Annotated in this window: 11 protein-coding genes; 10 read left to right on the top strand and 1 reads right to left on the bottom strand. The window is 44.1% G+C overall.

Translation table 11 applies throughout. From position 1 onward, the window contains the following. Window positions 1–248 precede the first annotated feature (248 nt). The 5 genes from desA (at window position 249) to AC2TF5_RS22085 (ending at window position 5,236) form a co-directional block, all read left to right on the top strand. Window positions 249–1,325 carry a Delta(5) desaturase DesA gene (gene desA, locus AC2TF5_RS22105; protein ID WP_491299274.1) on the top strand — a complete coding sequence of 359 codons (1,077 nt, stop codon included), beginning with the start codon at window positions 249–251 and terminating at the stop codon, window positions 1,323–1,325. A gap of 63 nt (window positions 1,326–1,388) precedes the next feature. After that, entirely contained in the window at window positions 1,389–2,525 is a 1,137-nt protein-coding gene (locus AC2TF5_RS22100) for a sensor histidine kinase (RefSeq protein ID WP_491299273.1), read from the top strand. Beyond that, window positions 2,522–3,121 carry a response regulator gene (locus AC2TF5_RS22095; RefSeq protein ID WP_491299272.1) on the top strand — a complete coding sequence of 200 codons (600 nt, stop codon included), beginning with the start codon at window positions 2,522–2,524 and terminating at the stop codon, window positions 3,119–3,121. The genes AC2TF5_RS22100 and AC2TF5_RS22095 overlap by 4 nt, the downstream gene beginning before the upstream one ends. 315 nt (window positions 3,122–3,436) lie before the next feature. After that, window positions 3,437–4,654 carry a cation:proton antiporter gene (locus AC2TF5_RS22090; RefSeq protein WP_491299271.1) on the top strand — a complete coding sequence of 406 codons (1,218 nt, stop codon included), beginning with the start codon at window positions 3,437–3,439 and terminating at the stop codon, window positions 4,652–4,654. A 93-nt stretch (window positions 4,655–4,747) separates the two neighbouring features. Further along, window positions 4,748–5,236, top strand: a complete 489-nt coding sequence (locus AC2TF5_RS22085; RefSeq protein ID WP_491299270.1) for a cation:proton antiporter regulatory subunit — start codon at window positions 4,748–4,750, stop codon at window positions 5,234–5,236. A gap of 61 nt (window positions 5,237–5,297) precedes the next feature. Here the strand turns inward: AC2TF5_RS22085 and AC2TF5_RS22080 are convergent, their stop codons facing one another. Next, entirely contained in the window at window positions 5,298–6,047 is a 750-nt protein-coding gene (locus AC2TF5_RS22080) for a class I SAM-dependent methyltransferase (protein WP_491299269.1), read from the bottom strand. 144 nt (window positions 6,048–6,191) lie between these two features. On the opposite strand from AC2TF5_RS22080, the gene AC2TF5_RS22075 reads away from it, so the two are divergent. From AC2TF5_RS22075 to AC2TF5_RS22055, 5 genes are all read left to right on the top strand, one after another. Further along, a complete protein-coding gene (locus AC2TF5_RS22075; RefSeq protein ID WP_491299268.1) occupies window positions 6,192–8,138 on the top strand; it encodes a copper amine oxidase N-terminal domain-containing protein in 1,947 nt (648 codons plus the stop codon). A 236-nt stretch (window positions 8,139–8,374) separates the two neighbouring features. Next, window positions 8,375–9,565 (top strand): acyltransferase, encoded by a 1,191-nt coding sequence (locus AC2TF5_RS22070; protein ID WP_491302965.1) that lies wholly within the window; start codon window positions 8,375–8,377, stop codon window positions 9,563–9,565. A 33-nt stretch (window positions 9,566–9,598) separates the two neighbouring features. Beyond that, a complete protein-coding gene (locus AC2TF5_RS22065; RefSeq protein ID WP_491299267.1) occupies window positions 9,599–10,291 on the top strand; it encodes a response regulator transcription factor in 693 nt (230 codons plus the stop codon). Between the two features lie 22 nt (window positions 10,292–10,313). Next, window positions 10,314–11,537, top strand: coding sequence for a sensor histidine kinase (locus tag AC2TF5_RS22060; RefSeq protein ID WP_491299266.1), 1,224 nt, complete (start codon window positions 10,314–10,316; stop codon window positions 11,535–11,537). A gap of 144 nt (window positions 11,538–11,681) precedes the next feature. Further along, window positions 11,682–13,937 (top strand): outer membrane protein assembly factor BamB family protein, encoded by a 2,256-nt coding sequence (locus tag AC2TF5_RS22055; RefSeq protein WP_491299265.1) that lies wholly within the window; start codon window positions 11,682–11,684, stop codon window positions 13,935–13,937. The last annotated feature ends 120 nt before the right edge of the window (window positions 13,938–14,057 follow it).

Genomic DNA, 14,057 nt, shown 5'->3' with positions numbered 1-14,057 from the left:
CTGGAAAAATAGCAGAAATCTTATACCCATCCTATAACTCAAGCTGCAGAGAGCTTGGGTTTTTCTCTTTTTGTCACAAAATATAACAACTCGACCTCCTATTCCCACTTTATATATGACGTTTGTCATACCCTCGACTTGACGTTTATGACTACAGCGTATGACAAAAGCTATCTATAATTAAAATAGAATAGTACGCGTTAGGCGTTACAACGTATACATGTGTCATATCGAGGAGGAAACCTGCAATGGCCCAGCCCAATAACCTATCCAGTTTGAAAAAAAATGTAGCTCCCTACGAAAAGATAGAGACGAAATCGAGTATCAGGCAGATGTTTAATACTCTGGTGCCTCTGGTAGTGCTGTGGTATGCCGCATATTTAAGCCTGTCCGTATCGTATTGGTTGACGATTCCTATAGCTATCGTAACCTCCGGGTTTGTAGTTCGGACATTTATTATTTTTCACGATTGCTGTCACCAGTCTTTCTTCAAGAGCCGCCGGGCGAACGAAATTCTAGGTACCATTACAGGTGTGATCACGCTTGTTCCCTATCAAAAGTGGAAGATCAGCCACTCTATTCACCACGCTACCAGCAGCAATCTGGATAAACGTGGAACCGGTGACATGTGGGTCCTTACGGTAGAAGAGTATGAGGAAGCTTCATTCTGGACACGGTTTGCGTACCGGTTTTACAGAAATCCACTCGTTATGTTTGGACTGGGCCCGATTTTTATATTCTTACTATCATATCGTTTTAACCGGAAAGGCGCGAAGCGCAAGGAGAAGATCAGCACCTATATCACAAACGTTTCTATTGTAGCGTTGTATGCGCTGCTCTGCTGGTTGATTGGATGGCAGGCCTTTGTATTGGTACAGGCTCCGGTTTTCTTTTTCTCCGGTATGATGGGCATTTGGATGTTCTATGTGCAGCATCAGTTTGAGGATACGTATTTTGAGCATGACGAAGAATGGTCATATATTAATGCGGCTGTTGAAGGAAGCTCGTACTATAAGCTGCCTAAGATGCTGCAATGGATTACCGGTAATATTGGTTTCCATCATGTACATCACCTGAGTCCGAAAGTTCCGAACTATAACTTGGAGAAAGCCCATGATGCATCTCCGCCTCTTCAAAAGGCAACAACGATCACGATCCGTACCAGCCTGAAGGCGCTGAACTTCCGGTTGTGGGATGAGAGCAGCAAGTCTTTAATCAGCTTTAAGGATATGAAGCGCATTAAGCATGGAAAGCTCATGCCTGACAAAACTGTGCCAGTTACCGAGCCTATACATCGGCCGAATCCGGGTCTGCAAGGAAAGTAACGGTTAGGTCAGCACGTTTATGATAAAATACAGGTAACAAAGATGAACAAAGGTGGGCGACCCATGCAGAAATGGCATCAAATTTTCCAGAGAAACACGGGCCTAAACCCGTACGTATGGGTCGTCTTTTATATCCTTCCTTTTTACTTTATATTCCGTTCTTCATCCACCTACGAAGTTGTGATCGGAATCATCATCATTCTTGTCTTTTTCGTATGTTATGTGCTTTCTTTTGTATCCAAGGGTTGGCTCGTATACTTCTGGACAAGTGTCCAAATCTTGATCTCGATTACAATGACATTGGTATTCGGCTATGTCTATTTCGCACTGTTTCTAGCATTCTTCATTGGGAATATTAAAAACCGGATCGGGTTTTTCACGTTGTACTCCATTCATTTAGTTACAACTGTTATTTCGATTAATTACGGATTTGTATCGAAAACTCCCTGGTTTATTACCCAACTTCCCTTCGTGATCATCAGTGTAGTAGCCGTTATCTTGCTGCCAGTTACCACGTACAATCGGAATAAGAATGATATACTCCAGCTCCAGCTTGAAGACGCGAACAAGAAGATATCGGAGATGGTAAAGCTGGAAGAGCGGCAGCGTATCGCACGTGATTTGCATGATACGCTGGGTCAAAAGTTATCTTTGATTGGCCTCAAAAGTGATCTTGCGAGCAAGCTCATTACGAAAAATCCGACTCGAGCTCAAGCTGAGATCAATGATGTAAGACAAACGGCCAGGAGTGCGCTCAAGGAAGTTCGGGAAATGGTTACTGAAATGCGTGGCACCCGTCTGGAGGATGAAATATTCCGTATTTCCCAGATCCTGAAGGCGGCCCAAATCGAGTTTACACTCGAAGGCAATTCGGAACTGACCAACATATCGCTAATGAATGAAAATGTGCTTAGCATGTGCCTGAAGGAAGCTGTCAATAATATTGTGAAGCACAGCAATGCCACGGCCTGCTCCATTACGATTGAACCCGGCAGAACGGATCTTATCGTTACTGTGAAAGACAATGGAATTGGTATTCCTAGTGAAACGGCTTATACCCGAGGAAATGGGCTTAGAGGCATGTGGGAACGGCTTGAATTCGTGAACGGGAGTATGGAGATGAAGTCCGATAAAGGAACCATGCTGGTGATAAAAGTGCCAAATGTTCTGAAACAACCAGAGAAGGAGGCAGGGATATGATTTCTGTAGTCATAGCGGAGGATCAACGGATGCTGCTGGGAGCCCTTGCCTCCTTATTGGATCTCGAAGACGATATGCAGGTGGTAGGGACAGCGAATAACGGTGAAGATGCCGTTAAGCTTGTTCATCAGCATAAGCCAGATGTTTGCATCATGGATATCGAAATGCCGATCAAGAGCGGACTTGAAGCAGCTGAGGAACTTAGGGGGATGGGTTGTAAGATTATGATTCTTACGACTTTTGCGCGTCCCGGATATTTTGAACGGGCTCTAAAAGCCGGCGCTCACGGGTATTTGTTAAAAGACAGCCCCAGTGAGGAGTTGGCGACTTCGATCCGCAGCATCATGGACGGACGCCGCATTTATGCTCCAGAGCTGGTGGATGAGGCTTACGGCGAAGAGAATCCTCTGACACAGCGGGAAAAGGAAGTTCTTGGGCTTATTGCCAATGGCAAGAACACGAAGGAAATTGCAAGTGAGTTGTTTATTACGACAGGTACGGTCCGCAACTACATATCTGTCATTCTTGATAAGCTTGGTGTCAGCAACCGGATTGAGGCAATCACTCGGTTCCAAGAAAAGGGCTGGTTTAAATAACTTTCAATTGCCATAAAGAGCCGACTAACGGTTCTTTTTTTTGTCAATTAAATGAATTTTTATACATTTTTTTGTATTCTTAGGTGAGGTGTCTTGATAAAAAGTACTTCTGGGAATAAGATACATGGATTTTGGGAATATTAGAATGATTGAATTATGATTGAATTATGAAGTGTTCTATCTTGTGATTTTATTATCAATAAAATATTTTTGTTTAAATAAGTGAGTTTACTCTGTAAATGTATGCATTTTTTCTGTATACTATATAGAGTGATTTGCCCAAAAGTCATCGTATAGGAGGAGGACGAACGTTGTATGGACCACATGATATTTGAAGTCGGTACGGCCCTTATGCTTGTAGCCCTTGCTTCAGTTTTGGCAGGCAAGCTAAAATTTTCGATCATTCCATTTCTTATCGTACTTGGAATGTTGGTCGGCCCTCACGCACCAACCATCGGAGTCTTTGACTTTACGTTCATTGAAAGCCAAAGTATTATCGAGTTTCTGGGGCGGATTGGGGTTTTGTTCTTATTGTTTTATCTGGGCTTGGAATTCTCGGTTCAGAAATTAATTAAGTCTGGCAAAAATATTGTTTATGGTGGGACGGTTTATGTCCTGTTGAATTTTGTACTCGGGATAGGATATGGTTTCTTATTCGGTCTCCCGCTGTATGAAGTTTTGATTATTGCAGGTATGCTTTCCGTTTCATCAAGTGCTATCGTGGCAAAGGTTTTGGTTGATTTAAGACGTACCGGTAACTCGGAAACCGAGCTGATACTCGGAATGATTTTGTTTGATGATATTTTTCTGGCTGTATTTCTGTCCGTCATGTCGGGACTACTGCTTGGAGGAGCCACATCAGTAGGAGCAACAATCTTATCGGTATCCATCTCCATAGGATATATGCTGTTGTTCTTCTTGATCGCAAGAAAGGGTACACCGATTTTAAATAAGATTCTCAATATCTCATCGAGTGAAATATTTATCATCGTTGTATTTTCTTCACTATTCTTTGTTGCGGGTTTCTCCGAGACGCTGCACGTTGCAGAAGCGATTGGTGCGTTACTGTTCGGGCTCGCTTTATCGGAAACGGAGCATAGCAAACGAATTGAGCATCTTGTTGTACCATTCCGGGATTTCTTCGGTGCAATCTTCTTCTTCAGCTTCGGATTGAGTATAGATCCGTTAGCGCTTGGAGATGCGTTATGGATGGCACTTGGAGCTATTCTACTTACGGTCATCTGCAACTTTATTGCTGGGATGATGGCAGGAAGGAAAGCAGGTTTGTCTCATAAGTCTTCCACTAATATCGGTCTTACAATTATGGCAAGAGGAGAATTTACAATTATCGTAGCTAACTTGGGGATAGCCGGTGGATTGGCTCCTATACTAAAACCTTTCTCTGCACTATATGTTTTGGTTCTCGCTATACTCGGTCCATTGTTAACAAAAGAATCAAAACACATTTACAAAGCACTCAATAAGGTGTTTAAATGGAGCGAGCCAAAAATTAACGTAAAAGAAAATGGCTAATAAGTGCTACGAGACTACTAAAGTGTGTTATCTTCATGATATGAGTTTTTGATGAAGGCACAGAATATGCAGTTGAACGGGAGGATTCAAAGAATGAGTATGATCAGAGAATCCGATCTGCCTGGGATCGGTAAGAAATTTCAAGTGAATACGAGAAGTGGAGATAAACTGGTTATTGTTATACATGATGATGGCCGCAGAGAGCTGTATCATTTTGAAGATAATGATCCGGATGAGAGCATCTCCATGGTTTCACTGGAGGACGATGAGGCCCGTCAGATCGCTGGAATTATCGGAGGAATGACGTATAAGCCGAAAGCGCTCGAGACAATCGAGGTATCTCTTGATGATCTGATTATTGAATGGTTCCGGATAGAACCCCACTATAAGGCCGTAGATAAGACGATCGCAGAGCTGCAAGTACGCCAACGTACCGGAGCTAATGTTCTGGCCATTGTGAAAAAGAATGAGCAGAAGATAAATCCCGGGCCGGAGGATCACCTAACAGCCGGATCCACACTGGTTCTCGCAGGAGAGCGTAAGCAGATTAAGCAGGTGAAAGAACTTTTGATCAATGGCTAATAGCGGTTATCTGACTGCATGAAGCAAGGCCCATCCGAATGGATGGGCCTTTTTTGTCTTTTTATTTTTTCGCTATGATCATGAACCGTGCGGAATTGGTCATGATTCCTTTGTCTGTACGGTTTTCCCGGATAAACTGAGATAACCGCTCAAAGTCGGACAATTCTTGGCCAAAATGAGGGATGATCGGTGTGTGTTTCAGTAGGAATATAAGATCCTCATCCCTTTGGTAGTACTCTATTGCATTGTATTCTGTCGCTTGGATATCGGTAAATCCGGCTTCCTGTAGCTCCGTCGTATACTTCTGCAGCAGTGTTTCACCTTCCTTATGGTCATGCTGTCCTCTACCGAACGCTTGGATGATATTCCACTTATCCAGCTCACTTACCTGTTGCGTCAGAAATACGCCGTCTTCTGTCAGTACTCTGGCAGCCTCTTGTGCGGAGAATGGAGCGTGTCTGCAGGAGATGATGTTAAAGAACCTATCAGGAAACTGAAGTTGCTCCGAATCCATAGCATGAAGACGCACATTGTGACATCCTTTTGCTGATAAATTACGAATTGCAGTTGATATCATGCCTTCGGAGTTGTCGATCCCGATAAGCAGAGAGGCGCATTGAGCGATGGACAACAGATTTTCTGCCCCGCCTGTACCGATATCAAGCAGGATGTCCGATTTACGGCACCGAGCAGAGACTTCCTTGTAAAAGTCCCAAAGAGCGCCCTCTGTCAAACATTGCAGTGAGCTGAAATCCCAACCATTGTTCATCCCTACCTGATCATAAAAGTTTTGATATTCTTGAACTTTCATGTATCATCCCGCCTTTCAAAAAGATCATAACCTTTAACTTTGCGTTCCACAATAAGTTAATTTTAATAGAGCTTTATCGAACTGAGATGGTATAATATTCCTTGGTCCTAAATAACTATATTCATAGAAATGGGTGTCCGAACAATGTTGAAAAGATGGTTCGCATTATTAATGGCAGTATGCTTGGTAATTCCAGCAGCCGCGGGGACAGTATACGGTGATTCCAGAGCGGGTGGAGATAAGATCGTGACGATGCTGCCTGATGGAACCCCATTGCTTGAAGACGGGTCAATATGGGTGACGTATTCCTCAAATCCTCTGACACAAATAGCGGTTCCTGTGAATGGAAATTTGAAGGCGATCGCGGGCAGCGGAATGTCAGGCAACGGAATCAATAACAGCGGACAATTGGTAAAGTGGGGCAAATCCGGTCTGCAAATTGTTCCGGGTACCAGCAGTGTAAAGCAGGTAGGGGATGGATACTGGCTATCCTCAGACGGAACAGTCTGGAGATTGGAGAATTCTAAACCTGCGGCAGTAAAAGGGTTCAGCGGCATAACTATTTTTGATGAGTTTAACGGAATTATTGGAGGCGTTACCTCATCTGGATCCGTACTGCATTACAACGGGAAGTATCGTGCAGAGCCGGTCGTTCTTGGCCAAGTACCGGACACGGCCTCGATTGTTAAACTTGAAGTTTCAGAAGACTACGCTGCCATTTTGTACAATGACGGGCGCTTGATTCTTTTCAGCACAATGATCGTTAATGGAAGCAAGACTTATATATCGCAAACAGTGGTTACAGACGGTGTAGATATTTCGTTAGGCAAGGAAGACAAGCTGGTCTTCGCCAAGAAAGACGGTACCGTATGGAGTGCCAGAACGGATGTATTTACACAGAAATTTGATACAGTCCGTCTAAGCGGAATTGAGGGTATTGATAAGGTTGTAGCCATCAGCGGGAGTAAGTTGTTTTACGCCCGTCAGCAAAATGGAACTTGGGTTGAATATGACAATGGCCAGCTGTATAAGGTTGAAATTCCACAGATTGATCGCATCACATTAAAGGTATCGAACAGCAGACCTAAGGTCGGGGATTCTATTACGCCAAAGCTCGAATTCCAGTATGCCAACGGTAAAAAGGTAGCTATTCCAGAAGGGTTGGTTCAGCTATCAACCGATAAGCCACATTTGTTGCAGCCGTTAGACAATGGAAAGATTAAGGTTCAGGGAGTAGGCGAAGCAAGTTTAAGCGTGAATGTAGGTGGACTGAAGCAATCGGTAACAATTGTATCGGGTCTTGGCAAACCAATCGAGAACGCTAAACAGGAGAAGGGCATTACTTATCTGCCCTTGAAGCCGATCTTTCAAGCATTAGGTGGGACGGTGCAGTATGAGGCTGCGTCTAAGACTTTTAACATTACAGTAGGAACGACCGATATCCGTGTTACATCGGGAAGTAAGAAAGCGAAGATTAATGATAAGACCATAACGATGAAGGGTGCTCCGATTCAGCATAAAGGGGAGACACTCGTTTCATCGGATCTCCTGACGGCTGCACTGGGCGCCAAGCTGAAATGGAACGCATCAAAACAAGAAATGAACGTGTCTTTAGGGGCGGCTCAATTCGTCGTTAAGGCAGAGCAGAAGAAAGCGCAAGAATCTAAGCCGTCCAAGAGTTCAAGCAAAATGTACGAAGTGCCGGCAACCGGAAGCATGGCAGGTTGGAAAGTGCTGAAAGGTCATAAGTATGAGAAGTCACTCCGTATTTACTTCCAGTATAAGAATGGCAATTTGGCGACCAAAACAGAGGATATCCGAAAGGTTAACCTGAACCAAAAGGTAACCTGGACAGACGATTATGGCCTGAAAAGAACAAATACGATCCGAGAAATATATCACCTCTTCTCTTACACGAACGAGTTTACAGCCGAGTGGCTGTTAAAAAAATTCGGAAAGTTGTATGAGGATTGGTTGGCGTCCACATTAGTGGATACTGCTGGGATCGTAGAGGAATATCTGATCGAGACAGGCCAGATGAAGCCTTACGGATCTAATGTCACACTAACGCCAGAAGCTAAGTTTGAGTAACGGCAGGGGGATAACCTGCTGTTATTGAAATGGAACGACCTAGGTTTATCCTGGGTCGTTTTAAATTTATGAAGTGCATAAAAGTTTACAATTAACCGAAAATGAGGGGAAGTAAAAAAACTTAAGCAATTGTTAAGAACTTAGGAAGTATAGCGTTAAGAACTGTCCTGTATAGTAGGTAAAGCTGCTTCATTCTGAAGCGGACGACCTAGTTATACCGGAGGGAATAAGCTATGATGAATAAGTCTGATCTACAGAAGAAGCGGGAAAATATTCCTGAGCTGCAGTTGGTACGAGCATTCGCCATCCTAGGGGTGCTGTCTGTCCACTCTACTTCGTATGCATCCACAGCAATGACGGGATCTAACTACTTCTTCCTATACAATTTCATGAACATATTTATGAAATACGGGACGCCAACGTTTATTTTCTTGAGTAGCTTTGTTCTGTTCTATAATTATTACGAACGGCCATTGACGAAAGAGCTGATTGGCGGATTTTTCAAGAAAAGAATGCTATTTATAATCATTCCTTACATTGTGTTCTCTGCACTTTATTTCGGACTGCTGCATATGCTCCACTATCAGGATCGCTCACTACAAGATACAGTTGAAAGCTTTGTGGGGAAGTTGTTGACGGGAAAGGCTTATACACATCTATACTTTGTATTCATCAGCATTCAGTTCTATGTGTTATTTCCGATTATCTTATGGCTGTTTAAAAAGGCTCCGCTGCTGACCCGATGGGCGATCCCAATCGGACTTGCCGTGCAATGGACTTTTGTTTTGCTAAATAAGTACTACTGGCAAGTCCCGAATAAGGGGAGTTGGTCTCTATCTTACATGGCCTATTTCATGCTGGGCGCTTGCATCGGCATTTATTATCCGAAGCTTAAGGGCTGGCTGACCCTGAGCCGGGATAACGCTACATGGTCTCGTATGATTGGCTGGATTGTTTTATGGACTTGTTGGGCTGCGGCCGGATTAACTCATGTATACTTGTATTACAACTATCGCTTGTACGGTACCATGTACAATTCCACGCTATACGAGCTGATGTGGAACCTGCATACGTATCTAGGGGCGCTCACACTGCTGCAATTGGCTTTTGTCGTGTACCGGAAAGCACCCCGTGGACTTACTTCCACGCTGGAACGGCTTGGCGCGCTTTCGTTCGGTATTTATCTGATCCATCCGTTCTTTCTGCTTCTGTACAGGCAGTACCCACCGCTAAGCGGTAGTCCGATTATTTCACATGTTTGGTATGCAGGCGGGTTCATATTCGCGCTCTGCTGTTCCTGGATCGTTGTGGCACTTACGGTACGCTATGTTCCTTTCTCATGGATTCTGTTTGGCAATATTTCAAAAACCAAGAGAAGTCATACCCGTAGGGAGAAAAGCCTCGTAACTATAGAAAACAGTAATTGATAGCAAGAATCGATTTTTCCACAAGGAGGAGCTATGGCTGGAATAACAATATTAATGGTGGATGATGAGACTGAAATCATTAAACTAATGGATATTTACGTAAAAAATGAAGGCTACACACTGCTCAGTGCATCCAATGGCCTTGAAGCGTTGGATATACTAAAAGCGCATAAGGTTGATCTCATTATTCTGGACGTCATGATGCCACAAATGGACGGCATACAGGCATGCATGAAAATCCGTGAGGAGAATAATACACCGATTATTATGTTATCCGCCAAAAGCCAGGAAATCGATAAAATCGCCGGCCTGAGCATTGGAGCCGATGATTATGTTACTAAACCGTTCAGCCCGTTGGAACTGATTGCGCGTATAAAATCCCAGCTGCGCCGTTATAACCAGCTTAATACTAAGCCTGTTCAAGACGAGAATGAGATCCAGATCGGCGATTTGACCATCAATATTGCATCTCACCGTGTAACCGTGGAGGGCAGAGAAATTAAACTGACCCCAAGAGAGTTTGCCCTGCTTCATATGTTGGCTGTTAACAAAGGACTTGTTATGAGCATGGACAAGATTTATGTCGAGGTATGGAATGAGCCGTTTATGGAATCCAAAAATACGGTCATGGTTCATATTCGAAAGCTTCGTGAAAAAATTGAAAAGGATCCGCAGCGTCCGGACTACATAAAAACGGTATGGGGAATCGGATATAAGATTGAGTAAATCCACGCAGAGGTGAAGGCATATGAGAAATAAATTACTCCATACGGTCCGCTGGAAGCTCATCCTTCTGCTGTTGTCCAGCATCGCTATTACAGCTCTGTTCCTTCTTATTTTGTACTCACTGAGCACTTTCATCGTTGGGATAGAACCCATCAATTATCCGCTTCGCTTCGTTATTAATAATATCGGGTCTCTACCGGTGATGATCACTATCGGCATTGTGGTGTTTTTTGTCAGCATTTATATGAACAGCAATCGTTTCGTGCGTAATCTGCAAGAGATTGAAGCAGGTATGCAGGAGATTTCTAATGGGCGGTTTGACTATCAAATTAAGATCAAGTCTCATGACGAGATCGGTAAGGTGGCGGACAGCATTAACCATATGACGGAGCAGCTTAATTCTTATTTGGAGGAAATTACACACGGATTGCGGGAGATAGCGAAAGGTAATTTTAATATTGAAATACCGGTTGATCCGGGCAGTAAACTCGGCGAGGTGGCAGACAGTATTAATCAGATGAGCAGACAGTTGAGCCATTCTATTCAGGAGGAGCGTAACGCGGAGAAAACGAAAAATGATCTTATAACCGGCGTTTCGCATGATCTCCGAACCCCGCTGACTTCTATACTCGGATTTCTGGAGGTAATTGAGGAAGATCGGTACCAGGATGAGGTGGAGCTGAGGTATTTTGTAAACATTGCTTATGAAAAATCACTGGCTTTGAAAAAGCTGATCGATGATCTGTTTGAGTATACACGCATTAACAATGGGCTTCCTTTGGACATGAAAGAGCTTGATATGGTGGATTTTATCGGGCAGTTGATCGAGGAGTTTGTTCCAAGCTTTGAGAAGCAAGGGATGGAGTGTGTAATGAAGGTTGAGGGTGAATCGCTTAAAATTATGGCCGATGGTGAACGGCTAGTCCGGGCGTATGAGAATCTGATGACGAATGCGATGCGGTATGGACAAGAAGGCAAGGTTGTAGATGTAGTTGTCCGCAGAGACAATGATCAAGTTGTCGTGAGTTTTAGCAATTATGGGGAACCCATACCCGAGAATGATATCCCTTTTATCTTTGACCGGTTTTACCGGGTGGAAAGCTCTCGTTCCAAGCAAACTGGCGGCACCGGACTCGGCCTTGCTATTACGAAGAGCATTATTGAAGTTCAGGGCGGGGAAATTACCGTGCGAAGCGACCGTCATAAGACGACCTTTGAGACACGTTTTTTCATAAATCGATCATAAAGTTGTTCGACAGGGTGAACTGTATTTGGAGACTTCGTCTATAACGACGAGGTCTTTTTCTTTTTTTAATTCCAATTGATGGAACTAATGAGCCAGAAGAGACGTTTAATCAGTAAGCGGCTTATACCAGAAAGGATGGTTCTATTGAACAAGCAATATTCCTTTACCAAAATGCTGACTTATGGATGTATGACAGTGGTTAGCGTCTCTTTATTGTTTAGTCCGATCACACCATTGAAGCAGGCAACGGCAGAATCCGTTAAGGTTTCAAGTGTCGGCTCTTCACAAATGTTCAAGGCGGGCGATAAAGTTAAATTGCAGATGAATGCAGTTTATTTTCCGACTCAACTAACCAAGAACAGCAATCCGCGAAATCTTCAGGTTGAGTACTATGGCAAAAAAGGCGAGTCGTTTAAAGTGGATTTTGTGGACGATGAGATGGTTGGCGTGAAGGATGACAGCCGCGGCAACTTGTGGATTCCTTTCTGGTATCTTGCGAAGGACTCTGTGAATACCAAGAGCATTCCGCCGATGACGGTAATTATGAAATCAAAGCGGAGTTTGTCCATGACACCGGGTAGTAATCTGAAGTGGAGTGAAATGAAAAGCAACACCTCATATACCGCGGTTGCTCAGTGGAAGGATTGGTATGGGGTTCTTGTAAGTCCAGCCCAGTGGCAGCAGGATTATACGATTTACCGTCCGGCTTTGTTATGGGTACAGGCAAAGGATATCGAATCCAAGAAGACACTTCCAGAAGGGTTATGGAACAAGAATTCGGACATTTCGAGCGGTACAATACTGGAACTAGTAACATACATGCTAAAAGATGGGGATGATTCAGCATCTATACTTAAGCTGCTTGGCACACCGCAGGTGAAAGAAAAATCGGTTAATCTGCAAATGGAGGATAGAGGACCGATGCAACTCGGCGAGACATGGAGATACGAGCGGGATGATGCGCAGTTTATTGTTACATTTTCCAAGTCAGGTAAGCTGAAGCAGACGGAGTGGATAATGCCTTCTATTGACACTTATCGAGATAGACGCAGCTCTGGAGACGACTATTACTTCACCTATGATTTTGTAACTTCGCCTCTCGCACGTACTCTGAAAGCTGACCCAATATGGAGAAATCAAGGGGATCTGAACTTTTCGTATTTAATCGGAGGAAATGATGATGTTCTGCTTCTGAAAGGTGATGACGGTGGATTTAGCGGATTTCACCATAATTCATCGCTTTATGCTTTGAACCGGAAGACCGGCAAAAAGCTGTGGCAGCAAAATGCGGGATTTGGTGGGTTTACGGTCAAAATGGATTCAGAGCAGAAACATGTAACAATGTATTCCGCTTATAATCCTGATATTAAGGATTATGAGGATCGTGTTCGCCACATCCGTTTGGCGGATGGCACAATCATGTGGGAGGTAAAGCTGAAGAAGAGCGATGGCGCTTATGGCATGACAGCTGCTGATCGATCCATCATTGTGTATGAGCTCTGGGGGCCCAATTCGAAAAACGGAACACTGACTGTACTGGACAGCAAAACAGGGAATATGCGCTGGAAAAAGACTCTTTCAGGGGAATATCGTATTTTGAATCAAGGGGTGAATGACCCGTACGTACTCATTCAGCAGAACCAACAACTCAAAGCTTATGATCCGATAACAGGAAAAGTGGTCTGGAGCTTGAACGTAAAGGAGACACAGTTGGATGATCCGGCTAGAAACCCTTATTACACTGGGGGCGAACGGATTGAACCTTTGGCGCTTGCAGATTCCACTACAAGATGGGTATTGCTTGGGGAAGAGTGGTTGCTGCTCAACATTAAAACCGGCAAGTCTGAGGCTGTATATCCAGCGAAGCCTGATGAATTATTTGAAGTGCTGGATCAGCGTTACCTTCTGGTGCAGCGCGGATCGAGACATCATATAAAAGGCATTGAGAGCGTGTTCTATGACACGGTGGAGAAGAGGGAATTGTGGACTTTTAAGGGCAGTGCTACCAAAGGTGTGATCGAGGGTGACATGATCTATTTAGCGCTCAATGGCGTGCCTGCTGCTGTTCATAAAGAAACAGGCGAGGTGCAGTGGAAGATGCGGATGACATCTACTAACAATAAGGATCTATCTCATCTGGTATATAGCAGCTTTGCGGTATTGGATCGTTATTTGCTCATTCAGCATGCTTCCAATCTTCTTGTGTTGAATAAAGAGGATGGAAGTCTTCTCGGACGATTGCATGATGTTCATGCGGGAAGTGCCGAGCTTCGCGAGCAAGAGGCCAGAAACGGTGCGCTGAATGCGACCAACGAGGAGGTTTATGTCGGTACGGCCAACGGCGCATTTGTGCGTTATGATGCTAAGGCATTGGAGCAATTCCTGGATCAGGTGGACTGAAAAGATCCGGGGTATGTGATGGGAAGGTTAACGAGAACAGTAAGCTGATTATTAGGTTGTTGAAGCTGCCGAGAAAGTCGGTGGCTTTTTTTTTCCGGAATTCAGTCCTCACGCTGGGTT

Source organism: Paenibacillus sp. JNUCC 34, assembly GCF_058269055.1.
This window is presented reverse-complemented; position numbering and strand designations above follow the sequence as displayed.